Source organism: Streptomyces sp. NPDC005775 (assembly GCF_042871565.1).
GTDB lineage: Bacteria > Actinomycetota > Actinomycetes > Streptomycetales > Streptomycetaceae > Streptomyces.
In genome coordinates, this window is the sequence record NZ_JBIAIU010000003.1 from 492,161 (window position 1) to 519,139 (window position 26,979).

The 26,979-nt window shown below is 72.1% G+C and carries 21 protein-coding genes; 14 read left to right on the forward strand and 7 right to left on the reverse strand.

Features of this window, described 5'->3' with window-relative positions; genetic code table 11:
• The first annotated feature begins 115 nt into the window (after positions 1-115).
• Entirely contained in the window at positions 116-898 is a 783-nt protein-coding gene (locus ACFYPA_RS09565) for a protein phosphatase 2C domain-containing protein (RefSeq protein WP_359314272.1), read from the forward strand.
• A gap of 71 nt (positions 899-969) precedes the next feature.
• Here ACFYPA_RS09565 and ACFYPA_RS09570 read toward each other — a convergent pair whose 3' ends face one another.
• Positions 970-1,467: a MarR family winged helix-turn-helix transcriptional regulator gene (locus ACFYPA_RS09570; RefSeq protein ID WP_389130845.1), complete on the reverse strand. Its 498-nt coding sequence runs from the start codon at positions 1,465-1,467 to the stop codon at positions 970-972.
• Positions 1,468-1,692: 225 nt separating this feature from the next.
• On the opposite strand from ACFYPA_RS09570, the gene ACFYPA_RS09575 reads away from it, so the two are divergent.
• Complete coding sequence (locus ACFYPA_RS09575) at positions 1,693-2,538, forward strand: lysozyme (RefSeq protein ID WP_359077119.1); 846 nt, start codon at positions 1,693-1,695, stop codon at positions 2,536-2,538.
• 291 nt (positions 2,539-2,829) lie between these two features.
• On the forward strand, positions 2,830-3,510 hold the full coding sequence (locus tag ACFYPA_RS09580) for a polysaccharide deacetylase family protein (RefSeq protein WP_359077791.1): 681 nt from the start codon (positions 2,830-2,832) through the stop codon (positions 3,508-3,510).
• A 105-nt stretch (positions 3,511-3,615) separates the two neighbouring features.
• On the opposite strand, the gene lon is transcribed toward ACFYPA_RS09580, so the two are convergent.
• Positions 3,616-6,036 carry an endopeptidase La gene (gene lon / locus ACFYPA_RS09585; RefSeq protein WP_359077117.1) on the reverse strand — a complete coding sequence of 807 codons (2,421 nt, stop codon included), beginning with the start codon at positions 6,034-6,036 and terminating at the stop codon, positions 3,616-3,618.
• 220 nt (positions 6,037-6,256) lie between these two features.
• Here lon and ACFYPA_RS09590 point away from each other — a divergent pair, with 220 nt between their 5' ends.
• The 11 genes from ACFYPA_RS09590 to ACFYPA_RS09640 all read left to right on the forward strand — a co-directional run bounded on the left by ACFYPA_RS09590 (position 6,257) and on the right by ACFYPA_RS09640 (position 18,837).
• On the forward strand, positions 6,257-6,868 hold the full coding sequence (locus ACFYPA_RS09590; protein WP_389130848.1) for a cysteine hydrolase family protein: 612 nt from the start codon (positions 6,257-6,259) through the stop codon (positions 6,866-6,868).
• Positions 6,865-7,683: a nucleotidyltransferase domain-containing protein gene (locus ACFYPA_RS09595; RefSeq protein ID WP_359314277.1), complete on the forward strand. Its 819-nt coding sequence runs from the start codon at positions 6,865-6,867 to the stop codon at positions 7,681-7,683. Before ACFYPA_RS09590 ends, ACFYPA_RS09595 begins: the two co-directional genes overlap by 4 nt.
• A 58-nt stretch (positions 7,684-7,741) precedes the next feature.
• Positions 7,742-8,344 (forward strand): RNA polymerase sigma factor, encoded by a 603-nt coding sequence (locus tag ACFYPA_RS09600; protein ID WP_359077111.1) that lies wholly within the window; start codon positions 7,742-7,744, stop codon positions 8,342-8,344.
• Positions 8,341-9,213 (forward strand): hypothetical protein, encoded by an 873-nt coding sequence (locus ACFYPA_RS09605; RefSeq protein ID WP_359077110.1) that lies wholly within the window; start codon positions 8,341-8,343, stop codon positions 9,211-9,213. Before ACFYPA_RS09600 ends, ACFYPA_RS09605 begins: the two co-directional genes overlap by 4 nt.
• Positions 9,210-10,013 carry an ABC transporter ATP-binding protein gene (locus ACFYPA_RS09610; protein WP_359314279.1) on the forward strand — a complete coding sequence of 268 codons (804 nt, stop codon included), beginning with the start codon at positions 9,210-9,212 and terminating at the stop codon, positions 10,011-10,013. Before ACFYPA_RS09605 ends, ACFYPA_RS09610 begins: the two co-directional genes overlap by 4 nt.
• On the forward strand, positions 10,010-11,341 hold the full coding sequence (locus ACFYPA_RS09615; RefSeq protein ID WP_389130852.1) for a hypothetical protein: 1,332 nt from the start codon (positions 10,010-10,012) through the stop codon (positions 11,339-11,341). The genes ACFYPA_RS09610 and ACFYPA_RS09615 overlap by 4 nt, the downstream gene beginning before the upstream one ends.
• 5 nt (positions 11,342-11,346) lie before the next feature.
• Positions 11,347-11,949 (forward strand): hypothetical protein, encoded by a 603-nt coding sequence (locus ACFYPA_RS09620; RefSeq protein WP_359077789.1) that lies wholly within the window; start codon positions 11,347-11,349, stop codon positions 11,947-11,949.
• An 86-nt stretch (positions 11,950-12,035) separates the two neighbouring features.
• Complete coding sequence (locus ACFYPA_RS09625; RefSeq protein ID WP_389130855.1) at positions 12,036-12,731, forward strand: spermidine synthase; 696 nt, start codon at positions 12,036-12,038, stop codon at positions 12,729-12,731.
• A gap of 231 nt (positions 12,732-12,962) precedes the next feature.
• Positions 12,963-13,700, forward strand: a complete 738-nt coding sequence (locus ACFYPA_RS09630; protein WP_148020697.1) for a response regulator transcription factor — start codon at positions 12,963-12,965, stop codon at positions 13,698-13,700.
• Positions 13,697-14,773, forward strand: coding sequence for an ATP-binding protein (locus tag ACFYPA_RS09635; RefSeq protein WP_389130858.1), 1,077 nt, complete (start codon positions 13,697-13,699; stop codon positions 14,771-14,773). Before ACFYPA_RS09630 ends, ACFYPA_RS09635 begins: the two co-directional genes overlap by 4 nt.
• 257 nt (positions 14,774-15,030) lie before the next feature.
• Positions 15,031-18,837 (forward strand): multifunctional oxoglutarate decarboxylase/oxoglutarate dehydrogenase thiamine pyrophosphate-binding subunit/dihydrolipoyllysine-residue succinyltransferase subunit, encoded by a 3,807-nt coding sequence (locus tag ACFYPA_RS09640; protein ID WP_389130860.1) that lies wholly within the window; start codon positions 15,031-15,033, stop codon positions 18,835-18,837.
• 84 nt (positions 18,838-18,921) lie between these two features.
• On the opposite strand, the gene fxsT is transcribed toward ACFYPA_RS09640, so the two are convergent.
• From fxsT to ACFYPA_RS09665, 5 genes are read right to left on the reverse strand one after another with little or no spacing between them, the layout of a single operon-like run.
• On the reverse strand, positions 18,922-22,335 hold the full coding sequence (fxsT, locus tag ACFYPA_RS09645) for an FxSxx-COOH system tetratricopeptide repeat protein (RefSeq protein ID WP_389130862.1): 3,414 nt from the start codon (positions 22,333-22,335) through the stop codon (positions 18,922-18,924).
• A complete protein-coding gene (locus tag ACFYPA_RS09650) occupies positions 22,332-23,609 on the reverse strand; it encodes a CHAT domain-containing protein (RefSeq protein ID WP_359314293.1) in 1,278 nt (425 codons plus the stop codon). The genes fxsT and ACFYPA_RS09650 overlap by 4 nt, the downstream gene beginning before the upstream one ends.
• Positions 23,602-25,560, reverse strand: coding sequence for a hypothetical protein (locus tag ACFYPA_RS09655; RefSeq protein WP_389130865.1), 1,959 nt, complete (start codon positions 25,558-25,560; stop codon positions 23,602-23,604). The genes ACFYPA_RS09650 and ACFYPA_RS09655 overlap by 8 nt, the downstream gene beginning before the upstream one ends.
• A 7-nt stretch (positions 25,561-25,567) precedes the next feature.
• A complete protein-coding gene (locus ACFYPA_RS09660; RefSeq protein ID WP_389130868.1) occupies positions 25,568-26,515 on the reverse strand; it encodes an AAA family ATPase in 948 nt (315 codons plus the stop codon).
• On the reverse strand, positions 26,512-26,925 hold the full coding sequence (locus tag ACFYPA_RS09665) for a CU044_2847 family protein (protein WP_389130870.1): 414 nt from the start codon (positions 26,923-26,925) through the stop codon (positions 26,512-26,514). The genes ACFYPA_RS09660 and ACFYPA_RS09665 overlap by 4 nt, the downstream gene beginning before the upstream one ends.
• Positions 26,926-26,979 lie beyond the last annotated feature (54 nt).

Here is a 26,979-nt window from a genome sequence, read left to right on the forward strand (position 1 = left end):
CCGCCCGCACACTTCCCGGAGTGATTCGTTCCGCCCCAGGGGCCCGCCTGACCTGCTGGTACGGGCCAACGCCGGTCCGTGCAGGCTCCGTGAAGGCATCGTGCAGACTGGCCGCATGCGCATCGAACTCGCGACCGCCGCCGGCCTTGCCGGGCGCCCGAACGAGGACTGGGCGGCCACCGTCCTGCCTGCCTCCGGCCAGGGTGGAGGGCTCGTCCTGCTCGACGGGGTCACCCCGCCGCGGGGTGACGACGGTTGTGCGCACTCCGTGCCGTGGTTCACGGCGCGCCTGGGCGGCGCCCTGGTCGAACTGTCTGGTTCGCGGCGGGATCTGACCCTGCGGGAGACCCTCGCCGAGTCCATCCGGCGCACCGCGGACGCCCACCGCTCCCTGTGTGACCTTTCTCACGTACGCACACCACAGGCAACGGTCGTCATGGTGCGTTGGGGCGAGGCGGAGATCGAGCACCTGGTGCTGTCCGACTCGGTGCTGCTGTTCGAGTCGCCGGACGGTGCCGTCCGCGCCCTGCTGGACGACCGGCTCGACCGGCTGCCGCCGGGGTCGCTCGCCTCCGAGGCCACCGCCGACGCGCTGCGGAACAAGGAGGGCGGCTTCTTCACCGCCGCCGCCGACCCGGCGGTGGCGGACCGGGCGATCACCGGGCGCACGCCGCGCACCGAGGTGCGGGCGGTGGCCGCGATGACGGACGGGGCGAGCCGCTGGACGGAGATGTTCGGCGAGGGTGACTGGGCGGCCTGCCTAGGAGTGCTCCACAAGGAAGGGCCCCAGTCGTTGATCGACCGGGTGCGGGGCCTGGAGGAAGCGGACGTGGAACGTACGTACCTGCGGCGGAGCAAGCGGCACGACGACGCGACGGCGGTCTACGCGCGGTTGTGACCGCCGGGGTGCGGCGACCCGCCCCGCACGACGGGGCCGCTGGACGTGCGACGACCGGCCCCGACCCCGTCTCAGCTCTCGGCGCGGTCGTTCAAGTGGTGCAGCAGCCGGGCCAGCTCCGCCACCTCGGCGCGGTCCCAGTCGGCGAGTTTGCGCACGTAGCGGTCGCGGCGCGCGTCCCGGACGCTGCGGAAGCGTGCGAGGCCCTCGTCCGTGAGGTGGACGAGGAAGGCCCGCCCGTCGGCGGGGTCGGGTTCACGCGCCACCAGCCCGAGGGCTTCCAGGGCGCGCAGTTGACGGCTCATGGTGGCCTTGCCGACGCCGAAGTACGAGGCGAGGTCGGTGGCCCGCTGGCGGCCGGCCGACTCCAGGCGTACGAAGAGGCCGTAGGCCGCCGCCTCCAGTTCGGGGTGCACCTCGCGCGCCATTTCGCCGGAGTTGGCTCGGGCGCGGCGCAGGAAGACGGCCAACTCCAGTTCCAGGGCGAGGAATTCGTGGTCCACACCATTTCCTCCGGTTGCGCCGGGTTCACTCCCGCTTTCGCTCCCGTGCACGTCAACACCCCTCATGAGCTTTCCCGCCACTGAAACTTTCTTTCACCGCCGCCCATCGCCGCAGCTCCGCCAGTATTTCGCAGGAGTAGACCAACGGCACCGCCCAGGCCCCCTTCCGCCACGCGGGTCTACGTGCGTAGCGTCATGCATGGCATGTTCACACCATGACATGCCGCCCGGGGCACGTCCCTCGCGCCCCGGGTCAGCTGGTCCCCCCACCAAGGCTTCGGAGGCACGTACATGCCCGTGCACAGATCCGGCTCCAAGACAGCCCGTCGCTCGCGCTTCGCCGCAGCGGGAACGCTGCTCGCAGCTCTCTCCCTCCTCGTCGCCCTGCCCGGCGCCGCCGGCGCGGCCTCCACCGCCGGGGACCCCACGAAACCCGCCCGGGGCACGGCCACCATGGGCATGGGCGTCGTCGCCCACGACGGCCAGGGCGGCCTGCCCACCAGCCGCGCGGCCCAGACCGAAGGCGTCGACGTGAGCGGCCACCAGAACGCCGTGGCCTGGTCGACGCTCTGGAACAGCGGTGTGAAGTGGGCCTACGTCAAGGCCTCCGAGGGCACGTACTACACGAACGAGGACTTCGCCCAGCAGTACAACGGCTCGTACAACGTGGGGATGATCCGCGGCTCGTACCACTTCGCCACGCCGGACACGACGAGCGGCGCCACCCAGGCCAACTACTTCGTGGACCACGGGGGCGGCTGGTCCAGGGACGGCAAGACGCTGCCCGGCGTCCTCGACATCGAGTGGAACCCGTACGGCGCGCAGTGCTACGGCAAGACCGCGGCCGGGATGGTCTCCTGGATCCGTGACTTCGTGAACACCTACAAGGCGCGCACCGGACGCGACGCGGTCATCTACACCGCGACCAGCTGGTGGCAGTCCTGCACGGGCAACAGCGCGAGCTTCGGCAGCACCAACCCGCTGTGGGTGGCCCGCTACAACACCACGGTCGGGACCCTGCCGGCCGGCTGGGGCTACTACACGATCTGGCAGTACACCTCGTCCGGCCCGACGGTGGGCGACCACAACCACTTCAACGGCGCCCTCGACCGCGTACAGGCACTGGCCAACGGCTGACCACCCGACCGCCCTGCCCCGACAGAGCCCGGTGACGCACCCCGTCGCCGGGCTCTGCGCCGTTCAGACCGTTCAGGCGTATCCGACCAGGCACGAAGGCACTCCATCGATCCCACGCCGCCCCCTATACACCGCGTGTATACGCCCTATGTATAGTCCTTGCATTCGCACGTAAGTGCGGCGTAAACGATGAGGGAGTGACCCGCCTTGCCCAGTAGGACGAAGTCGATCGGTACGGGGTTGGCCGTCGCTCTTGTGACGGCGCTCACGCTGACGCTGAGCGGGTGCTCGATGGAGACCACGGCGCCCGGATCCGCTCGCGGCGACGCGGGCTCGGACGCCAAGGGATCGTTCGGCCCGGTGGACTGCCGCAAGGCGAAGTGCATCGCCCTCACCTTCGACGCGGGACCGGCCGAGGAGACCCCCCACCTGCTGGACATCCTCAAGAAGGAGAAGGTCCACGCGACCTTCTTCCTGCTGGGCAAGAACCATGTGAAGAAGCACCCCGAGACGGTCCGGCGGATCGAGGCGGAGGGGCACGAGGTGGCCAACCACACCTGGTCGCACGAGATCCTGACGGACAAGAAGCCCGCGGAGATACGCGCCGAGCTGGAGAAGACGCAGGACGCGATCGAGGCGATCACCGGCAAGAAGCCGCGGCTGATGCGCCCCCCGCAGGGCCGCACCGACGACACGGTCTCCGGGATCAGCAAGGACCTCGGCCTCTCGCAGATCCTGTGGAGCGCCACCGCCAAGGACTACTCGACGAACGACTCCGCGCTGATCAAGAAGCGGATACTCGACCAGGCGAGCAAGGACGGCATCATCCTGCTGCACGACATCTACAAGGGCACGGTGCCCGCGGTGCCCGGCATCATCGAGGAGCTGAAGAAGCGCGGCTACACCTTCGTCACCGTCCCGGAGCTGATGGCGCCCGCCGTGCCCGTCCCGGGGACGATCTACCGCCCCTGACCCGGCCGTCACCGCTCACGCGGAACGGCCCGCCTCCCCGCGAGGGGAAGACGGGCCGCCCGTACCGGCCGTGTCCGCGGTGCCACGTCCGTCACGCCGTGACAGCTACGCCGCGGCCGGGATCCTCCGCTCCGCCGGGGCCGAGGCCGGGGCGAGGGCGATCTCCAGGACCTGGCGGACGTCGGTGACCGGGTGGACCTCCAGCTTGTCCAGCACCTCGGCGGGGACGTCGTCGAGGTCCGCCTCGTTGCGCTGGGGGATCACCACGGTGGTGATGCCCGCGCGGTGGGCGGCCAGCAGCTTCTGCTTCAGGCCGCCGATCGGCAGCACCCGTCCGGTCAGCGACACCTCGCCGGTCATCGCCACGTCCGTGCGGACGAGCCGTCCGGAGAGCAGCGAGGCCAGCGCGGTCGTCAGGGTGATGCCCGCGCTCGGACCGTCCTTGGGGACCGCGCCCGCCGGGAAGTGAATGTGCACGCCCCGGTCCTTGAGGTCGGCGACCGGCAGTTCCAGCTCCGCACCGTGCGAGCGCAGGAAGCTGAGCGCGATCTGCGCGGACTCCTTCATCACGTCGCCGAGCTGACCGGTGAGGGTAAGTCCGGACGCCCCGGTCTCCGGATCGGCGAGCGACGCCTCGACGAAGAGCACGTCACCGCCAGCCCCGGTCACCGCGAGTCCGGTGGCCACGCCCGGCACCGCGGTGCGGCGCTCGGCCGGGTCCTGGGCGGACTCGGGGACGTGGTGCGGCCGGCCGACGAGCCCGCGGAGGTCCGCCTCGGTCACCGTGAACGGCAGTTCGCGGTCGCCCAGTTCGTGCTGGGCCGCGACCTTGCGCAGCAGCCTCCCGACGGCCCGCTCCAGATTCCGGACGCCGGCCTCGCGGGTGTACTCGCCGGCCAGCTTCCGCAGCGCCGACTCGTCGAGGGTGACCTCTTCCGCCTCCAGACCTGCCCGCTCCAGCTGACGCGGAAGCAGGTGGTCACGGGCGATGACGACCTTCTCGTCCTCGGTGTAGCCGTCGAGCCTGACCAGTTCCATCCGGTCGAGCAGCGCCTCCGGGATGGCTTCGAGCACGTTGGCCGTGGCCAGGAAGACGACGTCGCTGAGGTCGAGTTCGACCTCCAGGTAGTGGTCGCGGAAGGTGTGGTTCTGGGCCGGGTCGAGCACTTCGAGGAGGGCCGCGGCGGGGTCGCCGCGGAAGTCGGAGCCGACCTTGTCGATCTCGTCGAGCAGGACGACCGGGTTCATCGAACCGGCCTCCTTGATGGCCCGGACGATGCGGCCGGGGAGCGCGCCGACGTACGTACGCCGGTGACCCCGGATCTCCGCCTCGTCCCGGACACCGCCGAGTGCGACGCGGACGAACTTGCGCCCCATGGCGTGCGCCACGGATTCACCGAGCGAGGTCTTGCCGACCCCGGGCGGCCCCACCAGGGCCAGCACGGCACCGCCGCGACGCCCGCCGACCACACCCAGTCCGCGGTCGGCGCGCCGCTTGCGGACCGCGAGGTACTCGGTGATGCGTTCCTTCACGTCCTGCAGGCCCGCGTGTTCGGCGTCGAGGACCTCCTGGGCGCCCTTGATGTCGTACGCGTCCTCGGTCCGCTCGGTCCACGGCAGTTCGAGGACGGTGTCGAGCCAGGTCCTGATCCAGGAGCCCTCGGGGCTCTGGTCCGAGGAGCGCTCCAGCTTGTCGACCTCCTTGAGCGCGGCCTCGCGGACGTGCTCGGGAAGTTCGGCGGCCTCGACGCGCGCCCGGTAGTCGTCGGACTCGTCCTCCGGGTCGCCGTTGAGCTCGGAGAGCTCCTTGCGTACGGCGTCGAGCTGGCGCCGCAGCAGGAATTCGCGCTGCTGCTTGTCGACGCCCTCCTGGACGTCCTTGGCGATGGACTCGGCGACGTCCTGCTCGGCGAGGTGTTCACCCAGCCACTGGACGGCGAGCTTCAGCCGGGCGACCGCGTCGGTCGTCTCCAGCAGCTGGACCTTCTGGGCAGTGGTGAGGAAGGGGGAGTATCCGGAGTTGTCCGCGAGCGCGGAGACGTCCTCGATCTGCTGGACCCGGTCCACGACCTGCCAGGCACCGCGCTTCTTCAGCCAGCTGGTGGCGAGCGCCTTGTACTCCTTGACCAGTTCGGCGACGGCTCCGGGAAGGGGTTCGGGGACGGAGTCGTCGGCCCGGGTTCCTTCCACCCAGAGCGCGGCACCGGGCCCGCTGGTCCCCGCGCCGATCCGCACCCGTCCACGACCGCGGATGAGGGCGCCCGGATCACCGTCCGAGAGCCGCCCGACCTGTTCGACGGTCCCCCTGACACCGATCCCGGTGTAGGTACCGTCGATGCGCGGAACGAGCAGCACCTCGGGCTTGCCGCCGCCCTCGCGGGCTGCGGCCTGTGCGGCCTCCACCGCGGCACGCACATCGCTGTCGGACAGGTCCAGAGGCACCACCATTCCGGGCAGCACGACCTCGTCGTCGAGCGGCAGCACAGGCAGGGTGAGCGGTGTGACCGCATTGGACTCAGTAGCCATGATCTCCCCTTCGGCAGTCAAGTTGAGCTATGTGGACTCAATGCTTGTGAGCCGCCCAGTGTTCCCGAAACCGCGTTCGCTGTGAGCGATCACGTACGACTGCCACGCCGTGCCCTCGGTGCAACGCGGGCGGCGAGCGTCGTAGTCCCCGCGCCCGCGCCCTTCCGCGTGGCCGCGAAATTCTGTGGAGGGCGGGGGCGCCGCCGGACAGGATGGCTCCATGACACGTTCCGCGCTTCCCGCCCAGGCCCTGCTCGTCGTGGACGTCCAGAAGGCAGGGGTGACGGGGGACAGGGCCGTTCCCGGCGCGGCCGGGCTGCTGGAGCGGACGGCGGACCTGCTCACCCGCGCACGCCGGAGCGGTGCGCTGGTCGTGCACCTGCAGAACGACGGCGCGCCCGGCACGGGCGACGAGCCGCACTCCCCCGGCTGGGCGCTCCACCTCCCCGTCGAGGCGGGCCCGACGGAGTGCGTGATCCGCAAGACCCGGGACGACGGCTTCGCGGGCACGCCCCTGGGGGCCCTGCTGGCCGGAGCCGGCGTGGAGTCGGTCGCCGTCTGCGGAGTGATGTCGGAGATGTGCGTCCAGGCGACGGCCCGCACGGCGCTGGCCCTGGGCTACCGGGTGGTCCTCCCCCACGACGCGCACGCGACCCAGGACATCCCGGCCGCCCCCGGGATCAGCGCGGCGGTCCCGGCCGCCGTGGTGTCGCGGGTCGCCGCCTGGGCGATCAGCGGGGATGCCGAAGTCACGGCGCGGGCCTCGGACGTGACGTTCGCGGCGCCGCGGCCCCGGGCGGTGGCGCCGCCACGGGGCAGAGTGTCCTCATGAACGACGACCGAGGACTGGACCGGGACGGCACGATCGCCCGGGAGGGCTCGCTCAGCCGGCTGCGGCCCGGGTTCGCGCCGGTCGTGGCCGCGGCCCGCTCCCGGATCGCCGAGGTCTTCGGTCCCGGCCGCCTGCACAGCGCCTACGTGTACGGCAGCATTCCGCGCGGCACGGCGACGCCCGGGGTCTCCGACCTGGACCTGCTGCTCGCCCTGCGCGAGGCGCCCACCGCGACGGACCGCGCCGACGCCGACGCCGTCGAGGCCGAACTGGACGCGTCGTACGAACAGATCGACGGGGCCGGCATCCTGCTGTTCGGCGCGGACACGCTGCTCGGCGCACTCGAACGCCATGACATGGGCTTCTTCGTCGCCTGCCTGTGCACGCCGCTGCTCGGGGACGACCTCGCCGCCCTGCTGCCGCGCTACCGGCCGACCTCGCTGCTCGCCCGCGAGACCAACGGGGACCTGTGCCTGGCGCTCCCGCGCTGGCGCGAGCGGGCCGCCGGGGCGACCACGGACGCCGAGCGCCGTGTCCTGAGCCGGGGGGTCGCCCGTCGGATCGTGCGTACGGGCTTCACCCTGGTCATGCCGCGGTGGGGCGGCTGGACCAGTGATCTGGCCGAGTCGGCCGAGCTCTTCGCCCGCTACCACCCGCACCTCCCCGAACGGGCCGAGCAGATGCGGCTGGCCGCCCGCACCGGCCGCGCTCCGAGCGCCGACCCGGCCGTCCTGGCCATGCTCGTCGGCGACCTCGCTCCCTGGCTCGCGGCCGAACACGTCGCGGTGCACGGCGAGAAGGCGCCACGCCCCTGACCGCGTCCGGACGCACCGCGCGTGAACCGACCGGCGTCCGGCCTCCGATAGAGGGGGTGTGAGCCACTTGCACCCCTCGGGGGACGACCGGAGCGACGAGGCGCTGCTGCGTGCCGTCGCTCAGGGGGAACCGGCCGCCCTGGCCGCGCTCTACGACCGGCACGCCGGCTGGCTGCTGGCCCGGCTGAACCGGAGGTGCGCGGACGCCGAGACCGTACGGGAAGTGCTGCAGGACACCTTCGTCACGGCCTGGCGTTCCGCCGGTTCGCACCGCGGTGCCGAGGCCGGCGGCTGGCTCTGGGTGATCGCCGCCCGCCGGCTGGTCGACGCGCGGCGGAGCCGGGCCAGGACCGAGCGCGTGGCACGGGCGGAGCACGCGGACGGTGAGCGGTGGACGGCCGCCGTGCCGTCCGCCGAGGACCGGGTCCTGGCCGGTCTGGAGTACGGCGACGTCGGTGCCGCGCTCGACCGGATCTCGCCGGAGCTCCGGGAGGTCCTGCGGGCGACGGTCATCGACGGGCTGACGACCCGGGAAGCCGCCCGGCTGCTCGGCATACCGGAGGGGACGGTCAAGACCCGGGCGTCGCGGGCCCGGCGCGAGCTGCGGGCCGCGCTGGACCGGCTGGTTGTGGAGAACGGTCCGCTGGGAGGCACGGCATGACGGCCTGGCACGTGGGAGACGAACTGGCGGGGCGGTACGCGGCGGGGACCGCCGCCGAGACCGACGCCTGGTCGCTGGAGAAGCACGTCGAGTCGTGCGAACGCTGCGCGGACCGGGTGTCGGCGGCGGTACGCGGCCGGGGGGCCGCGGCACCGCTGCTGGCGGAGATCCGCACCGCGGTGCTCGCCACCGCGGAGGCGGAGCCCGTGCGGGGAGCCCCGCGGCTGCCGGGGGCCGCCTCGCGGCTCGGGCGGGCGCTGTGGGCCGCCGGCCCGGCCCTGCGGGGGGCGTGGGCGGGGGCGCTGCTGCTCGTGGCGCTGGGGGCCGTCGCCCTGGCGTACGTGGGCGGGCTGGGGGGCACGGTCCGCCCCCTGCTCCTCGTCGTCGCGCCGGTCCTCCCGCTCGCCGGGGTCGGCGTCTCGTACGGGCGCTCCGCCGACCCCATGCACGAGATCATCGCCGCGGCTCCGGGCGGTGGGCTGCGGCTGCTGCTGATCAGGACGGCGGCAGTCCTCGGGGCGGTCGTCCCGGTGATCACGCTCGCCGGGGCGGTCCTGCCCCCGTCGGCGGGCCAGCCGGGCGTCCTGGCCTGGCTGCTGCCCGGACTCGCCATGACGCTGGGGGCGCTGGCGCTCGGCTCGTACGTCGGCTGCCGCACGGGCGCCTCGTCCGTGGCCGGGTGCTGGGCCGCCGCCGTGATCCTGCCGGCCTTCGGCGCGTCGCCGACCCGGCTCCTCGACGCGACCGAGCCGGCCGCCATGTACTTCGCGGGGTCCGCCGCACAGGGCGGCTGGGCGGTGGCGGCGGTGCTCTGCGCCGGGCTGCTGGCCCTGCGCCGCCGATCATTCGACCATCTGGAGAAGTCATGAGCGTGATCGATGAGCGCGATCGCACCAACAGCACCGTCATCGTCTCGGGGCTGACGGTCCGGCATCGCCGTACGACCGCCCTGGACGGCGTCGATCTGGACTTCGCCCCCGGCGTGCACGGGCTGCTGGGGCCCAACGGGGCGGGCAAGACGTCCCTGATCAGGGTGGTGTCCACGGCCGCCGCGCCCACTTCCGGGCGGATCGAGCTGCTGGGCAGCGAGGTGGGTGCGGCGGGAGACCACCGCAGCCGCGCGGCGGTCCGGCGCAGGCTGGGCTACCTGCCGCAGGAGTTCGGCTACTACCCGGGCTTCACCGTCCGCGAGTTCGTCGCCTATGTGGCGTGGCTCAAGGAGATGGAGGGTGCCCTGATCCCCGCAGCCGTGGAGAGGGCCGTGGCCCGGGTGGGCCTGAAGGACCGGATCGACGCCCGGATGAAGACCCTGTCCGGCGGCATGGTGCGGCGCGTCGGCATCGCCCAGGCGATCGTCAACGAACCGGACCTGTTGCTGCTCGACGAGCCGACCGCGGGCCTGGACCCGGAACAGCGGGTGGAGTTCCGCACCCTGATGCGGGAGCTCGGCGAGGAGGCCACGGTGATCCTCTCCACGCACCTGGTCGAGGACGTGGCCACGGCCTGCGCCGATGTGACGCTGGTCGAGGCGGGCCGGATCGCGTACCGGGGAACGACGGCCGAACTGGCGGCCCTCGGCAGCGAGGGGGACGCGCTCGACGGAAGCCCCGTCGAGCGCGGCTACACCGCCGCCCTGCACACCCACCGTGCGAAGGCGGGGGTCCGATGACGACGACGTCCGACGACCGCGTCACCCCACTCCGCCCCACCCGCTCGCCGGCCGCTCAGCGTTCGACGCTCCTCGCGCTGCGGACCGAGCTGCGCCGCGGCATCGCGCCGTGGACCGGCGCCTGCACGGCGCTCATGCTCGCCGTCACCATGGCGGCCAAGGCCGATACCTGGCAGGGGAGCTGGGGCGAGACCCAGGGGCTGCTCCATTCCGGCGCGACCCTGCTCGCCGGTCCGCTGGTGGCAGCCGCCTCCTGCTGGCAGGGCGCCCGCGACCACCGGCGATCGACCACCGAACTCTGGAGCTCCACCCCGCGCGCCCGGTCGGCGCGGGTGCTGGTGGCCGCCCTGCCGCTCGCGCTGTGGGCGGTCGCCGGATATCTCGCCGCGCTGGCCGCCGCGCTGCTCGCCACTTGGCCGTACGCGGGGGGCGGGAGTCCGTTCCTGTCGTTCGCCGTGGTGGACAGCGCCTTCCTGATGGCTGTCGGCCTGGTGGGGTTCGTCGTCGGTCAGCGGTGCCGGTGGCGGCTGACCGCGCCCGCGCTCGCCGTGGTGCTGTACGTCGTTCTCGGGGTACCGCTCTACTCCGAACTGCCGGAGCGGTATCTCAACCCCGCCGAGCAGTACATGCTCGACGGAATGCTGCCCGTGTGGTGGTTCGCCCCGGCCATGGTGGTGTGGACCTGCGGTCTCGCCCTGGCCGCAGTGACGGCCCACGCGGCCCGGCGCCGGATCCTCGCCCTCGTACCGCTCGCCGTCGCGGCGGCGGTCGCGCCGCTCATCGTGCACACGGGCCCCGACCTGCTCCGCGCCGATCCGGCCCGTGACCGTGTGGTCTGCTCGGATGACCTACCGCAGGTGTGCCTCAGGGAAGTCGACGAGGCACTACTGCCCCAGGCGAGCGACGCGTTGTCAGGACTGTTCACACGGCTGGACGGGGTGCCGGGAGCGCCGCTGCGTTATGTGGACGACGATGTTCCGAAGGGGTCCGATGAGGGCCGGCTGCCGACGCTCACCCGCGGCTGGAGCTTCGTACGTGACCAGCTCATCCAGCCCGAGGACTATGCCTGGCAGGTGAGCGAGCACCTTTCGCACCGGGACTGCCCGGAGCCCGCGGCCAAGGAGGAACGAGCCGGCTTCGAGCGGCTCGCCTCCACCGACATGGCCGTCACGGACTGGCTCGCGGGCCCCTACGCCGCACCGTTCGCCGACGGCTCCCCGCAACTCCGCCGCCTCGAAGCGATGCCGGCCCCCGAGCGCCGGGCCTGGCTCGGCCGCTTCCTCGCCACACGCACGAGCTGCGTCCCGTCCGAGGTGCCCGGCCTGTGAACCGCGTGACCGTAGCCATTCCCGTCCCTTATCTCCGCACCCGCGCCGTCCCCCGGACCTTCGCCTCGCTGGCCTGCGTCGTTCTGCTCGCCGCCTGGGCCGCCGACCGGCTGGAGGCACACTTCGACCACAGCGCCCGCGTCCCGGTCCTCGTGCTGGCCCCGATGCTGGTGTCCGCCGCCATCGGGACCAGCCTGTACGCGGCCGCCGACGAGCTCGACCGCACGGCCGTGCGCCGCTGGTGGCCGCGGCGGCTGCTGCATCTGCTCGCGCTCACCGTCCCGGCCGCGGCGGCCCTCGCGCTGGCCGTTCCCGGGCATCCCGAGTCGTTCGGCGCATCCGGCATGATCCGCAACGTGCTCGGGGCGACCGGGGTGGCGGCCGCCTCCGCCGCCCTGATCGGTGCCCGGCTGAGCTGGCTGCCGATGACGGTCTACGGCGGGGCGGTGTACCTGGCGGCCCCGCGCACTCCGGGCGGCGCCGCCTCCGTGTGGGCCTGGCTGATGCAGCCGGGGCCACAGAGCGGGGCGTGGGTGGTGGCCTCGGTGGCGTACGTGGCGGGGGCGGCACTGTTCGCCGTACGCGGGCCGCGCCGCGAACGCGGTTGACGGTTCGGGGAAACCGCTGGCCCGGCCACTGCGGCAGGCGACAGGATGGCGGGGACATCGGCCGCCATCCACCGGAGACCAGCGCCATGCCCCATACGTTCGGCCCCGACGTTCTCGCCCCCGTCATCCTGGACCGCCGCGAGGGACCGTACGGGGAGGTCGTCCTGCGCAGGCGGGGCGACGACTTCGAGATCATCGCCAACGGGTGCTTCCTGATGGACACCTCGGACGGGCGCTCCGAGCGGCTGCTGATCGACGCCGCGCTCGACGCACTGCCCGCCGGCCGCCCCGAACCGGCGGTGCTCATCGGCGGGCTCGGCGTCGGATTCTCGCTCGCCCGGGCCGCCGACGGGCCGAGGTGGGGGCGGATCGCCGTGGTCGAGCGGGAGCGGGCCATCGTCGACTGGCACCTGGACGGGCCGCTGGCCGGGATCTCCGGGGCGGCGCTCGCCGATCCGCGGACCGTGGTCCTGACGACGGACCTCGTCGCGCACCTCCGTACGACTACGGACCGTTACGACGCACTGTGTCTGGACATCGACAACGGGCCGGACTGGACCGTGACCGAGGACAACGGGAATCTGTACTCCCCCGCCGGCCTCGCCGACTGCCTCGCCCGGCTCACCCCGGGCGGAGTGCTCGCCGTGTGGTCCGCGCAGCCGTCCGCGGAGTTCGAACAGGCCTTGCGGAATGCCGGATTCCGTGGGGTTAGGACCGAAGAAGTAGGCGTTGTCCGAGGTGTGCCCGACGTGGTCCATCTCGCAATTCGAGCAGCCCGATAACCCCCCGCCGGGTATGCGGGCCCCGGGACGCGCGGGGGCCAAGCCCCACAAGCGCGACACTCCGCCTCCGCTGTTCCCCCGCCTCACCCCCGCAGCCTTGCACCCTGCGTAGCCGGGAGCCCTCCGCTGCCTTTACGCTGCTGACCGATAGCGGGATCACCCACGAAATTCACGAGCGAAAACCGTACGTCCGGGGGAATGACCTCCGTGAGAACGGGCAGGGGCGGGGCGATGGAACAGACACACACCACCCACACAGGTGTCGCGGCCACCCCGGGCGCGCAGCGCCGCGTGCTGGTGGTCGAGGACGACGCCACAATCGTCGATGCCATTGCCGCCCGGCTGCGGGCCGAGGGCTTCCTGGTGCAGACCGCGCTCGACGGCCCCGCGGCCGTGGACGCGGCCGAGGCCTGGCAGCCGGATCTGATGGTGCTCGACATCATGCTTCCGGGCTTCGACGGCCTGGAGGTCTGCCGTCGCGTGCAGGCCCAGCGCCCGGTGCCGGTGCTGATGCTGACCGCCCGCGACGACGAGACCGACATGCTGGTCGGACTCGGGGTCGGCGCGGACGACTACATGACCAAGCCGTTCTCCATGCGTGAGCTGGCGGCCCGGGTCCATGTGCTGCTGCGCCGGGTGGAGCGGGCCGCACTGGCCGCCGTGACGCCCCGCAGCGGGATACTGCGCCTCGGCGAGCTGGAGATCGACCACGCACAGCGCCGGGTGCGGGTCCGTGCGGATGACGTGCACCTGACGCCGACCGAGTTCGACCTGCTGGTCTGCCTGGCCAACACCCCGCGCGCGGTGCTCTCCCGTGAGCAGCTGCTGGCGGAGGTGTGGGACTGGGCGGACGCTTCGGGCACCCGTACCGTCGACAGCCACATCAAGGCGCTGCGCCGGAAGATCGGCGCGGAGCGGATCCGTACCGTGCACGGTGTCGGGTACGCGTTGGAGACCCCCGCGCCATGACCTCGCCCGGGCAGGGGCTCCGGCCGTTCTCCATCAAGGCCAAGCTGGGCACGCTCGTCGTGGTGTCGGTGTTCATCACGACCGGGCTGATCATGGTCGCCATGCGCACGCGCACCGAGCTGCGGTTCATCACGGTGTTCTCCGTGATCGCGCCCCTGCTGATCACCCAGTTCGTGGCGCACGGCCTGACCGCGCCGCTGGACGAGATGAGAGCCGTGGCCCGGTCGATCTCGCACGGCGACTACACCAGACGGGTGAGCGGCGCCGACCGGCGCGACGAGCTCGGCGACCTGGCGCAGACGATCAACCTGATGGCGGACGATCTGGCCGCGGTGGACCGGCACCGCAAGGAGCTGGTGGCGAACGTCTCGCATGAGCTGCGTACTCCCATCGCGGCGCTGAGAGCCGTACTGGAGAACGTGGTGGACGGGGTGTCATCGGCCGATCCGGAGACGATGCGGACGGCCCTGAAACAGACGGAGCGGCTCGGCCGGCTGGTGGAGACGCTCCTGGACCTGTCCCGGCTGGACAACGGCGTGGTCACGCTGAAGGCCGGCCGCTTCGAGGTGTGGCCGTATCTGTCGGGGGTCCTCAAGGAGGCGAACCTCGCCGCCGCGCACCGCCGGCTGTCCTCCGGCTCCGGCAATCACTCCCGCACGGACGTCCATCTGCACCTGGACGTGTCCCCGCCGGAGCTGACCGCGCACGCGGACGCCGAGCGGCTGCACCAGGTGGTGGCCAATCTGATCGACAACGCGGTGAAGCACAGCCCGCCGCACGGCCGGGTCACCGTGCTGGCGCGTCGCGGCCCGCAGCCCGAGTCGCTGCATCTGGAGGTCCTGGACGAGGGCCCCGGCATCCCCGAGTCCGAACGGCACCGGGTCTTCGAGCGTTTCAACCGGGGTGAGGTGGCGTCCCCGCACGGTCCGGGCAGCGACGGCGGTACGGGACTGGGCCTGGCGATCGCCCGCTGGGCGGTGGATCTGCACGGCGGGCGGATCGGTGTGGCCGAATCGGCTCGCGGCTGCCGCATACGTGTCACTCTTCCGGGCACCCGACAGCCGCGAGGTTGACATAGGGTTCGAACCGGAAGGGCACGTTCTACGTGTTCTGTTCAAGGGGTACGGTCGAAGGGGCCGTAACTACGGTCTCGCGTACCCGGAGTGAAGCGGAACCAAGCTTGTTTCCCGCCATTTCCTGCCCCGAAACCCGACTTTCGATGTGACTTGCACGACGAAGACCGGCCCGGCCTGCATGGAACGGCCGGGGAGGCGTAGCCTTGATTTCCGCTGTCCATCACCTTGTGAAGCGGAAGAGGGCGGTTGCCGCCGTGTCGTCTCAGTCCCCCAGTAACTCGAGCATCTCGACCGACCAAGCAAGCCCGGGTACCAACCCGGCTGCTGCTTTTGGCCCCAATGAGTGGCTCGTCGACGAGATCTACCAGCAGTACCTCCAGGATCCCAGCTCGGTCGATCGCGCCTGGTGGGACTTCTTCGCCGACTACAAGCCGGGTACGTCCGGCACGGCGGACAAGCCCGTTCCCGGCGCCGCAGCCGCGGGGGCTGCGGTGCCACAGGCCCCGGCCGCCACCGCACCGGCCCCCACCGCCCCGGCCGCACCCGCGGCCAAGGCTCCGGCCGCACCCGCTGCGCCCGCACCCGCCAAGCCCGCACCCGCCGCCCCGGCGGCCCCGGTGAAGGCCGCACCGGCGAAGGCCGCACCGGCTCCGGCCGCGAAGGCCCCCGCCGCTCCGGCCACCGAGGCCCCGGCCGGCCCCGAGTACGTGACGCTGCGCGGTCCGTCCGCCGCGGTCGCGAAGAACATGAACGCCTCGCTGGAACTGCCGACGGCCACGTCCGTGCGCGCCGTCCCGGTGAAGCTGCTCTTCGACAACCGCATCGTCATCAACAACCACCTCAAGCGGGCCCGGGGCGGGAAGATCTCCTTCACGCACCTCATCGGGTACGCGATGGTGCAGGCCCTCAAGGCCATGCCGGCGATGAACTACTCCTTCGCCCAGAAGGACGGCAAGCCGACCCTGGTGAAGCCGGAGCACGTCAACCTCGGCCTCGCCATCGACCTGGTGAAGCCGAACGGCGACCGCCAGCTGGTCGTCGCGGCCATCAAGAAGGCCGAGACGCTCAACTTCTTCGAGTTCTGGCAGGCCTATGAGGACATCGTCCGCCGGGCCCGCAACGGCAAGCTCGGCATGGACGACTTCACCGGCGTCACCGCCTCGCTGACCAACCCCGGCGGCATCGGCACCGTTCACTCGGTGCCCCGCCTGATGCCCGGACAGGGCCTCATCATGGGCGTCGGCGCGATGGACTACCCGGCCGAGTTCCAGGGCACGTCGCAGGACACCCTGAACAAGCTGGGCATCTCCAAGGTCATGACGCTGACCTCGACGTACGACCACCGGGTCATCCAGGGCGCCGCCTCCGGCGAGTTCCTGCGGATCCTGGCCCAGCTGCTGCTCGGCGAGAACGAGTTCTACGACGAGATCTTCAAGGCGCTGCGCATCCCCTACGAGCCGGTCCGCTGGCTCAAGGACATCGACGCCTCGCACGACGACGACGTCACCAAGGCCGCGCGGGTCTTCGAGCTGATCCACTCCTACCGGGTCCGCGGCCACGTCATGGCCGACACCGACCCGCTGGAGTACCACCAGCGCAAGCACCCCGACCTGGACATCACCGAGCACGGCCTCACCCTGTGGGACCTGGAGCGGGACTTCGCGGTCGGCGGTTTCGCCGGCAAGACGATGATGAAGCTCCGCGACATCCTCGGTGTGCTGCGTGAGTCGTACTGCCGCACCACCGGCATCGAGTTCATGCACATCCAGGACCCGAAGCAGCGCAAGTGGCTCCAGGACCGGGTGGAGCGTCCGCGCCCCAAGCCCGAGCGCGAGGAGCAGCTGCGCATCCTGCGCCGGCTGAACGCCGCCGAGGCGTTCGAGACGTTCCTGCAGACGAAGTACGTCGGCCAGAAGCGATTCTCGCTGGAGGGCGGCGAGTCCGTCATCCCGCTGCTCGACGCGGTCATCGACTCCGCCGCCGAGGCCCGCCTCGACGAGGTCGTCATCGGCATGGCCCACCGCGGCCGGCTGAACGTGCTGGCGAACATCGTCGGCAAGTCGTACGCGCAGATCTTCCGGGAGTTCGAGGGCAACCTCGACCCGAAGTCGATGCACGGCTCCGGCGACGTCAAGTACCACCTGGGCGCCGAGGGCACCTTCACCGGTCTGGACGGCGAGCAGATCAAGGTCTCGCTGGCCGCCAACCCCTCGCACCTGGAGGCGGTCGACCCGGTCCTGGAGGGCATCGCCCGCGCCAAGCAGGACATCATCAACAAGGGCGGCACGGACTTCACCGTCCTGCCCGTCGCGCTCCACGGCGACGCGGCCTTCGCGGGCCAGGGCGTCGTCGCCGAGACGCTGAACATGTCGCAGCTGCGCGGCTACCGCACCGGCGGCACCGTGCACGTGGTGATCAACAACCAGGTCGGCTTCACCGCCGCCCCGGAATCCTCGCGCTCCTCGATGTACGCCACCGACGTGGCGCGCATGATCGAGGCGCCGATCATCCACGTCAACGGTGACGACCCCGAGGCCGTCGTGCGCGTCGCGCGGCTCGCCTTCGAGTTCCGTCAGGCGTTCAACAAGGACGTCGTGATCGACCTCATCTGCTACCGCCGCCGCGGTCACAACGAGGGCGACAACCCGCAGTTCACCAACCCGCAGATGTACACCCTGATCGACAAGAAGCGCTCGGTGCGCAAGCTGTACACCGAGTCCCTCATCGGTCGCGGTGACATCACGCTGGAAGAGGCGGAGCAGGCGCTCCAGGACTTCCAGGGCCAGCTGGAGAAGGTGTTCGCGGAGGTCCGTGAGGCCACCTCGCACCCGGCGCAGCCGCACGTGTCGGACCCCCAGGCCGAGTTCCCGGTGGCCGTGACCACCGCGATCTCCCAGGAGGTCGTGAAGCGGATCGCCGAGTCGCAGGTCAACATCCCGGACCACATCACCGTCCACCCGCGCCTGATGCCGCAGATGCAGCGGCGTGCGGCGTCGGTGGAGGACGGCACGATCGACTGGGGCATGGGCGAGACCCTGGCCATCGGTTCGCTGCTGATGGAGGGCACCCCGGTCCGGCTCGCCGGCCAGGACACCCGCCGCGGCACGTTCGGCCAGCGCCACGCGGTGCTGGTCGACCAGGTGACCGGCGAGGACTACACCCCGCTGCTCTACCTCACCGACGAGCAGGCCCGTTACAACGTCTACGACTCGCTGCTCAGCGAGTACGCGGCGATGGGCTTCGAATACGGCTACTCGCTGGCCCGTCCCGAGTCGCTCGTCATCTGGGAGGCCCAGTTCGGTGACTTCGTCAACGGCGCGCAGACCGTCGTCGACGAGTTCATCTCCTCGGCCGAGCAGAAGTGGGGCCAGACCTCCGGCGTCACGCTGCTGCTGCCGCACGGCTACGAGGGCCAGGGCCCGGACCACTCGTCCGCCCGCCCGGAGCGCTTCCTCCAGATGTGCGCGCAGGACAACATGACGGTCGCGATGCCGACCCTGCCGTCGAACTACTTCCACCTCCTGCGGTGGCAGGTCCACAACCCGCACCACAAGCCGCTGATCGTCTTCACCCCGAAGTCGATGCTCCGCCTCAAGGCGGCGGCGTCGAAGGCGGAGGAGTTCACCACCGGCGGCTTCCGCCCGGTGATCGGCGACGAGTCGGTCGAGCCGAGTGCGGTCCGCAAGGTCGTCTTCTGCACCGGCAAGGTCTACTACGACCTGGACGCCGAGCGTCAGAAGCGTGGCGACACGGAGACCGCGATCATCCGCCTGGAGCGCCTGTACCCGCTGCCGGGTGCGGAGATCCAGGCCGAGATCGCCAAGTACCCGAACGCGGCGAAGTACCTGTGGGCCCAGGAGGAGCCGGCCAACCAGGGTGCCTGGCCGTTCATCGCCCTGAACCTGATCGACCACCTGGACCTGGCCGTCGGCGCCGACGTCCCGCACGGTGAGCGCCTGCGCCGCATCTCGCGGCCGCGCGGCTCGTCCCCGGCGGTCGGCTCGGCCAAGCGCCACCAGGCCGAGCAGGCGCAGCTGGTCGCGGAGGTCTTCGAGGCCTGACCGGTCGTTGTACACGTACGAAAGGGGCCCGGCTCCGCGAGATGATCGCGGGGCCGGGCCCTCGTCGTGGGTGCGGGGGCGTCCTCAGGTGATGAGCGGTTCGAAGGGCCAGAACTCCGGGTCACCGTCCGCGGGCCTGGTGGCGATCGCCGCGTAGCAGGCCACCGACAGTGGATGGCGTGACGTCAATGCGGCGTTGGCGCGCTCGCAGCTGATCCTCCCCAGCTCGCGCGCGGCGCCGAGCTGTCCCGTCCGGGCCCTCATCACCACGGCGTTCACCGCGCAACCGATCGTCCAGGGATGCTCCTCGCCGACCGCGCCCGCCATGGCGCTACGGGTCCGCTCGACCTGCTGGAAACCCAGGTCGCGGTCGCCGCGCGACCAGTGCATCAGCCCCAGGTTGCCCTCGGCGCCGATCGTGTACGGATGCCGGTCGCCCAGCATCCGCCGGTAGCCGGCCACCACCTGTTCGTGCAGTTCCAGGGCCTGCCGGGGTTCACCGGCCTCCCTCTCCGCCGTGGCGACCGCCACGGTGATCAGGAGGGTGAGGGGGTCGTGCTCGCCGAGGAGCCTCAGCGCGCTCTGTCTGGTCGCGACGAGCGCGGGAAGGGCGGATACGGCCCCCTCCAGCGCGTACTGGCAGAGCGTCAGGTGGTATTGGGCGCGCAACGTCTGCGGGTTGTTGCCGCCCATCCCCCGCAGATGACGCGCCACCGTCTCCCGCAGGGCGAGTTCCGCCTCCCGGTGCCGGCCGAGGAGCCGCAGGTCCATGGCGAGGTTGATCTCCGAGTACAGGGTCGGCGGCGCGTTCGGCGCAAGGACGGACCGGCGCAGCCGCAGGGTGCGTTCGTCCTGTTGCCGCGCCTGTTCGTACTGCCCGAGCAGGCGCAGTGATACGGCGAGGTTGTTCTCCGCGTTGAGCGTGCGGGGGTCCTCGGGGCCGAGCAGCCGTCGGTCGCGTTCCAGGATCGAGGCGGAGAGGTCCAGCGCCTCCCGGTAGCGGCCGAGGCCGCGCAGGTCGGCGGCGAGACCGCCGGCCGCCCGAAGGTGGTCCAGGTCCAGCTCACCTCGTTCGGCGGCCAGGAAGTCGGCGGTGACGCGTTCGACGCTCTCACTGCCGCGGTAGTCGCCGAGGGCCCGCAGCAGGTTGGCGTAGTGGTGGCGCAGCGCCAGGACCCGCTCGTCCGCCGGTCCGAGCAGCCCCGCCCAGGAGTCCATCGCCGGGTTGGCGAACCGGACGCCACTGCCGTACTCGCCGGAAAGGTACATGTAGCGCAGGCAGTTGAGGACCAGTCGGTGTACCTGCGGAGCGGCGCTGTCCAGCACCTCCGCCCATCTGAGGTGGGGCGTGAGGCCGGCATAGGCGGGCCAGTGGGCGATGTTCGACGGGTCGCCCGGATCGGCGGCGGCCAGGACGCGGCAGGCGACGTCGGCGCATGCCCGCCGGTCGCTGTCCGGCATGTCCTTGCGGACGATCCGGTGGACCATGCGGTGCAGATAGACCGACTCACCCGAGGACGCGTCGCCGTCGACGGGCTCCGTGTGCTCCATGCGGACCACGGAGTACTGGCGCAACTGGCCGATCGCCCTGTCCCAGAGCAGCGGATCGGTCATCAGGGCCGCGAACGGTCCGGGCAGTTCATCGGGCGGGACCGCCTTGAGCAGCCGTACGGGGAGGGAGCCGGGTGCGAGGTAGCTGCACAGGCGCAGCAGGTCGACGGACTCGGGGACGGTGTCCCGGAGTTTGTTCAGCAGTATCGACCAGGCGGTCTGGAAGGCCAGCGGGAAGTCGGCGGAGACCTTGACGACGTCCTGGTCGATGCCGCCGGCGAGGAGGTCGATGTACTCCTCGACCGACATGTCGGAGTCGTTCAGCCAGCCGGCGGTCTGGTCGAGGAGCAGCGGCAGGTCTTCGAGTGCGTCGGCCAGTTGGCCGGCCTCGGTGTGGGTGAGGCGCGGGGCGCGGCGGCGGATGAAGGCGACCGATTCCTCGCGTGCGTAGACCGGTACCTCGACGAGGTTGCTGTTGTGCTCGCTCCACTCCGGATTGCGGGAGGTGATCAGGACGTGTCCGGGGCCGGTCGGCACCAGGTCCCAGATCTGGTCGGGCTCGTCCGCGCCGTCCAGGATCAGCAGCCAGTGGGCGTACGGGTTGCCGCGGCGCAGTGAGTCGCGGACCGCGCGGAGGCGTTCGCCGTACTCGGCTCCGGTGGACAGGCCGAGCGCGGGGGCGAGTTCGGCGAGCTTCTGGCGGTAGAGCGCGCGCCGGTCGGCGGGCACCCACCACACCACGTCGTACTCCGAACCGAAGCGGTAGACGTACTCGGCGGCCAGTTGTGTCTTCCCGACGCCTGACAGGCCGTGCAGCGTGACCACTCCGGCGCCGGCCCCGGCATGGTGCAGCGTCTCGTACACCGCGGGCAGCAGTTCCTCACGACCGGTGAAGCGGGTGTTGCGGCGCGGGACCCCTCCCCACACCTCCGGGGTGTCGGCCGGGAAACGGGGGCCGGTCCGAGCGGCCCCTTCGGGCATCGCGTCGGCAGGCAGCCCCAGGCGCTCCAGCAGCCGTCGTTCCGCCTCGTCCGCACCGATGTGGGCGAGGGCCGCCGCATCGAGCACCGACGTGACGTCCGGCGGCACCGACGTGGTGAGGGAGACCGCGGCGAACCGGTCCGGATCGGGGGTGACGACCTCCCGCAGGGCCCGGCCCCACTCCTCACGGCTCCACGGACCCAGCTGGAAGTACCAGTCACTGAACAGGATCAGGATCCGGCCCGGAGAGAGCGCGAGATCGCCGATGGCCTCCGCCGGCGGCTGCTCGGCCGGAGGGCCCCAGCGCTGGAGGATCACGGTCACTCCGCGCCGCTCCAGCCGGTCCGCGATCCACGCCGCCCAGGCCCGGTCGTACCCGGCGAAGCTGACGGTGACGCTCGATGCGAGATGGCCTGGAGCCCTGGATCCGCCGGGCGCGGTGTCATGCGCCCTCGGAGCGGGAACGGACGTACGGGGCCGGAGCCCCCCTCCTCCCCCGCTCCCTCCGCCGAGGCCCCCGGGGACGTCACCGGCCCGGCCACCCGGAATGCTGCGGGTGGCGGGCGGTCTCCCTCCCGACTCGGCCGGCTCCGTGATGACGCAGGGCAGTTCGGCCTTGCGGACCGACGCACCCCACTGGTTGAAGATGGTCAGCCGCAACACGGCGTCGCCTGCGGAGGGCCCCGCGGTGACGAGGAACGTCGCCGGTCCGTACGTACCGCCGAAGCGGTGCAGCACGAGTCCCGGGTCGTCGAGCGCCTCGCAGACGAAGTAGGGGGAACCGTCGAGCGAGACGCTGAAGGCCAGTTCCTCCTCGTCGTACGGCCACGCGTCGCCGTCCCCCTCTCCCCGGTCGTCGAGCGGCCCTCGCAGGTCGACGCTGACGCACTGGACGAGGCCGGGTTCCACCTCGGGCAGCCAGCCCACCAAGGGTTCGATCAGCAGCGGGCGCTCGTCGTGGGTCATGGCGCACCCGCCTCCACCCGGTCCTGGCCGCCCTGGTGGCGGCCGGTGAGCCGCACGGTGCTGAGCGGATGCCCGTAGTACTGGAACATCAGGCTGTACAGCAGCCGCAGCACGTTCCGTTGTCTTTCCGCGTCGAACGAACCGTCGTCCCTGACCATCATGGGGACGCCGCCTCCGGCGAGGAACGTCTCGTGGACCCCGGCGCGAAAGGCCCGCAGCGCGCGGGCCACCGGCCGCTCGGGGTCCTCGGTCACGGTGTCGACGATCCGGCCGATCATGACGCGGGCCTCGGTGTCGCCGACCTCACCGGCCGAGACGATGCAGCCACCCGCGCCGTTGCGGAGGAAGATCTGGGTGAAACCCCGCAGGTACTGCCTGCCGTCTCCGTTGTAGTCGAGGAAGCGGCCGGAGTGACAGGCGTTGAGACAGACGAGCGCGGCGTCGCGGTCCAGGAGGCGCATGTCGAGGTCGTGGTAGTCGGCCCACGTCCCGCCCGCGAGCGTGAGTTTGCTGAGGTGGTGGTCGAAGGTGCCGTGGCAGCCCATGTAGACGAGACCGGTCCGCTGCGCGGTGACGTCGTCGAGGCCTTTGAGGAAGGTCTCGATCCCGAGGTGCGGCCGGTGCTCGTAGCGGTGGAAGAACTCCTGGTCACGGGTCATGTCGGAGTGGAAGAAGCCCAGGACCTCACCGTTCGGCGTGACCGCCCTGTCAGGGAAGTCGTCGAGCCAGCGCGCCAGGTCGACGAGCGCGCCGAGCGGCCCGTCGGGAAGCCCTGCCTCGGGCACCGCGGGCAGGAGGAGCGCTTCCCACGGCAGGTCGAAGCCGGTCTGGTCGAGTACGACGATCTGCAGCGCGTCGCCGTGGGCCTGCCGGCACCGGTTGATCCATCCGGTCAGCCGGTGCTGGTACGTCGACCAGCGCCTGATGGAGCGGAACAGTTCGGACGGCGCGGCCCCGCCCCGGCGCGCGTGCCCCAGGCCGATGTCGCCGGGGCGCAGCTGATCACCGCCGGTGGTGTACGGAAGGTCGTCCACGCCGTCGCACCACGCCTCGATCCCGAAGGCCTCCGGGGCGCCGGTCTCCGTGTGGTGGCGCCCGACCCGGACGCGTGCGTACGTCGTGTCCGGTGCCCGGCCGGCGTGCGCGGGGGCGGCGCCCAGCCCCATCGGCTCCGCCGTACGCACCCCTTCCGGCACCGGCGTCCGCTGCCCGGGCAGCGCGTGAGCGGCCGATGTGACCAGGTTCCGGATCAGGCGCAGGCGGTCCTCACCCATGGCTCGCCGCCCGCAGGTCCCGCGCCGTCCGGTCCGTGCGCCCCGCGACGACTCCGCAGCCGAGGGCCTCGGCCAGCGTGGCCGGCAGGTGGGTGTACGGGTGCCGGCCCGGGTCGACGACCACACTGTGCACGCGGCTGCGGCCCAGCGCGCTGATGCCCCGGGCCACGGCCAACGCGTCGTCGACGCCGCCCCTTCGCACCGGGGCCCGCCCGGGCAGGCCGGCGCGGCTCACGGCCAGCGGCACGTTGCCCCGGCCGTCGGTGACCACGACCAGCAACGCTTCGACGAGCCCGGCCCGGTGATGCCGCAACGCGCGCCGCAGGGCGTGTGCGGCCCGGTCGAGCCCGTGCGCGAGCGGGGTGGCGCGGCCGGGCCGCCGGGTCAGCGCCGCGGCGATCCGGGGGTCGCGCGTGGACCGGACGGTGAACGAACCGGCCCGCAGCTCGTTCGCCGCTCCCTCCCCGCCCACCTCGACGACCTGGACGGACGCCCGGGTGACGTAGGCCCAGTGCAGGAACGGTTCGAGCGTCACGGACCAGTCCCAGTCCCCGCGGCAGGAGTGATCGAGTACGAGGGTGAGCATCCGGACCGGTTCGGGCGCCCGGACATAGCCCCGCAGATCCTGCGGGTGGATCGCCAGTGGGCCCTCGCCGCCTCGCACCGCCCGGTACTTCGCCGCTTCCATCGCGGTGCGGACCGGGGCCAGGTCCCACAGGTCGCGGGCCCGCCGCACGCCGACGACGGGGCCTCGCGAGGCGCGGACACCGGCCGTGCGGCGGGCGGGTGTGCGGAGGGTGGCCCCCTCCGGCCCCGGGCCGGCCGTGTCCTCCGGATACGGGGAACCGGCGGTCGGCCTCTCCCCCGCGACCGGGGCGAGGCCGAGCGGAACCGCGGAGTCCGGGTCATGCACCGGGATGCCCGGCCCCGAGCCAGGTTCCGCACTCCGCCGGGGCGCGGGACCGGGCAGGGTCCGGCCGGGATCGGGAAGCACGGGGGCTTCGTGGTCCGGCGCGGGTTCCGACGGGGTTTCCGTGCGGTGGGCGGTACGGAGACGGATCAGCCGGGCCGCCCGGTCGACGTGCCCCGATGTGACCTGGGGCGGGACGCCCCGGGCTGAGCCGTCGGTGTCCGCCGGCCGTTCGGCTTCGTCCAGGCGGGTCAGGGCGCGGGCGATGCGGGCGAGCGCCAGCGCGCGCCGGTGGCCACCGCTCTCCTGGTCCTCCAGGTGCTCGAGCACCGCTGACGCGGCGTCGTCGGTGAGGACGGGGCGGGGGTGCGGGCCAGCCGGGTCGAGGGCCGCCGCCCAGCCGACGGGGAGCACGCCGAGGGGGTCGGGGCCGGGCCTCGGCCGCAGTCCCGGGGTGGCGAGGCGGACGGAGAAGCGGTCCAGCAGGTGCGGCGATATGAGCTCGGCGTCCTCGGCCCGGCAGCAGGCCAGCCACCGGGTGCGCGGCCACCACCGGTTGCGGACGCCGGAGTGTCCGAGCATCGCGGTGTCCGCCCCGAGGAGCTGCACGGCGGCCCGCATGCCCGGGACGCTCAGCCGGGCCAGGTCGGGCACGACGACGAGCCGGGGGCCCGTCCCCGTCTCGGCCAGCGGCCCGGGCCCGAGGGTGAACCCGATGCCTTCCGGGCCGCGGTGCACCCGGGGCCGCACCCACAGGTCCTCGTCGACCGTGGCCGCGTCGAGCACCGTCCTCGGCACCGCGAGGCCCGGGGGATGCCCACCGGCCCGGCCGAGCACCTCGGCGAACACCCCGGCGACGGCGGGCAGCTGCCGGGGCGGGAGGTCGAAGAGCAGGACGCCCGTCAGGGACGGTTCCAGGGCGGAGCAGACGAGCGCGGTCAACAGGCGGCCGCCGACATCGTCCGGCTCCCCCGACTGCTGGACCTCCCCCGGTTCGCGGGTCTCCTCCGGTTCCTGGGTTCCCTCCGGCCGGGCGGACATCCGCGACTCAGCCGAACAGCTCGTCGAGGGCGGCCTCGTCGTCCTGCCCCCAGGTCAGCTCCGAACCGTGCACCGAGTCGGGCCTGCGGTGGCGCAGCGCGAGCGGGAGTACCCGGCGCACGTGCCGGGGCTTCACCCGCCGCGCCCCGTCCCTGGCAGCCAGTGCCCGGGCGGCTTTGGCGACCAGCAGGTCGCCGCGCTGACCGATGGCCCCGGTACGGGCGGCGGCTGCGGCACAGAGCCTGCTGATGTCGGCCTCCAGCCGGACCGTCGTCAGCCGCTCCCTGGCGGCGAGCAGACCGTCGCGCAGCTGCTGGTTCTCCTCCTCGGCCGCCCGCATCCAGGCGGAATCGGGGACGTCCCGCTCCTCCTCGAAGGTGAGAACGGTGGTGATCATCCGGTGGCGTTCCTCGATGTCCAGCTCGGCCGCGGTCACCATCAGTCCGAACCGGTCGAGCAGTTGGGCCCGCAGGCTGCCCTCCTCGGGGTTCATCGTGCCGACGAGCCCGAACGACACATGGGTCTGCGTGTCGATGCCCTCGCGCTGCACGGAGAGGACGCCCGTGGACACCACGTCGAGGATGATGTTGACGATGTGGTCGTCGAGGAGGTTGACCTCGTCGACGTACAGCAGCCCCTTGTCGTGCGCCTCTTCGATCAGTCCGGCCTGCCGCTTCGGCTCACCGCGCATCAGCGCGTCCAGCTCCCAGCCGCCGAGCACGCGGTCGTCCGTCGCGTTGATCGGCAGGGTGACGGGCAGCCGGCCTCCGGTCATCAGCGCGAAGGCGCGCACCACGGTGGACTTCGCCGTGCCGCGCTGCCCCGCGATGAGGACACCACCGATGCCGGGAGCGATGAAGTTCAGCTCCAGGGCCAGCTTCAGCTCCTCCTGCCCGACGACACGGCTGTACGGGAGGATCGGAACCGGCGGCAGCCCGGGAGCCGTACCGCTCACGACGGTGCCACCACCGCGGTCGCCTGCTCCTCGCGTCCCGGCTGCCAGCGGAAGGTGACCTGGATCTGCGCCTCCGCACCGGCCTTCACCACGGCGGCCATGCCCGCCTCGAAGGTGATGCCGACCTGGAGCTCGATCTCGTCGGGCCGCAGCCCGTTCCCGAGGTCGCCCAGTCTGCGCATGGCCTGGGAGGCGCAGCGCCGGGCCAGGTCGAGGCCGTCCCCGTACAGATCGCCCGCCGCCCCCATCGCGCGCCGGGCCGCCCCTGCGCCGTCCCGGGTGTCCACGCTCCCGTACAGCGAGTCCGCGTCGCTGACCGGCGCCTGGGCCGTGGTGTACGCCTCGGCGTCCACCACGACCGGGATCGGGCCGTCCTCCCCGGGTGCCACCGAACCAACAACGACAGCCATACGCCCCCCTGGGTGCACAATTAGCTTGCCGCACAACAGTACTGACACAGCATC

Bases quoted from the DNA above. Each gene is read 5' to 3' on its own strand.
- ACFYPA_RS09565 (WP_359314272.1), top strand. From the start codon at position 116: ATGCGCATCGAACTCGCGACCGCCGCCGGCCTTGCCGGGCGCCCGAAC.
- ACFYPA_RS09570 (WP_389130845.1), bottom strand. From the start codon at position 1,467: ATGAGGGGTGTTGACGTGCACGGGAGCGAAAGCGGGAGTGAACCCGGC.
- ACFYPA_RS09575 (WP_359077119.1), top strand. From the start codon at position 1,693: ATGCCCGTGCACAGATCCGGCTCCAAGACAGCCCGTCGCTCGCGCTTC.
- ACFYPA_RS09580 (WP_359077791.1), top strand. From the start codon at position 2,830: ATGGAGACCACGGCGCCCGGATCCGCTCGCGGCGACGCGGGCTCGGAC.
- lon (WP_359077117.1), bottom strand. From the start codon at position 6,036: ATGGCTACTGAGTCCAATGCGGTCACACCGCTCACCCTGCCTGTGCTG.
- ACFYPA_RS09590 (WP_389130848.1), top strand. From the start codon at position 6,257: ATGACACGTTCCGCGCTTCCCGCCCAGGCCCTGCTCGTCGTGGACGTC.
- ACFYPA_RS09595 (WP_359314277.1), top strand. From the start codon at position 6,865: ATGAACGACGACCGAGGACTGGACCGGGACGGCACGATCGCCCGGGAG.
- ACFYPA_RS09605 (WP_359077110.1), top strand. From the start codon at position 8,341: ATGACGGCCTGGCACGTGGGAGACGAACTGGCGGGGCGGTACGCGGCG.
- ACFYPA_RS09610 (WP_359314279.1), top strand. From the start codon at position 9,210: ATGAGCGTGATCGATGAGCGCGATCGCACCAACAGCACCGTCATCGTC.
- ACFYPA_RS09615 (WP_389130852.1), top strand. From the start codon at position 10,010: ATGACGACGACGTCCGACGACCGCGTCACCCCACTCCGCCCCACCCGC.
- ACFYPA_RS09625 (WP_389130855.1), top strand. From the start codon at position 12,036: ATGCCCCATACGTTCGGCCCCGACGTTCTCGCCCCCGTCATCCTGGAC.
- ACFYPA_RS09630 (WP_148020697.1), top strand. From the start codon at position 12,963: ATGGAACAGACACACACCACCCACACAGGTGTCGCGGCCACCCCGGGC.
- ACFYPA_RS09635 (WP_389130858.1), top strand. From the start codon at position 13,697: ATGACCTCGCCCGGGCAGGGGCTCCGGCCGTTCTCCATCAAGGCCAAG.
- fxsT (WP_389130862.1), bottom strand. From the start codon at position 22,335: ATGACCCACGACGAGCGCCCGCTGCTGATCGAACCCTTGGTGGGCTGG.
- ACFYPA_RS09650 (WP_359314293.1), bottom strand. From the start codon at position 23,609: ATGGGTGAGGACCGCCTGCGCCTGATCCGGAACCTGGTCACATCGGCC.
- ACFYPA_RS09655 (WP_389130865.1), bottom strand. From the start codon at position 25,560: ATGTCCGCCCGGCCGGAGGGAACCCAGGAACCGGAGGAGACCCGCGAA.
- ACFYPA_RS09665 (WP_389130870.1), bottom strand. From the start codon at position 26,925: ATGGCTGTCGTTGTTGGTTCGGTGGCACCCGGGGAGGACGGCCCGATC.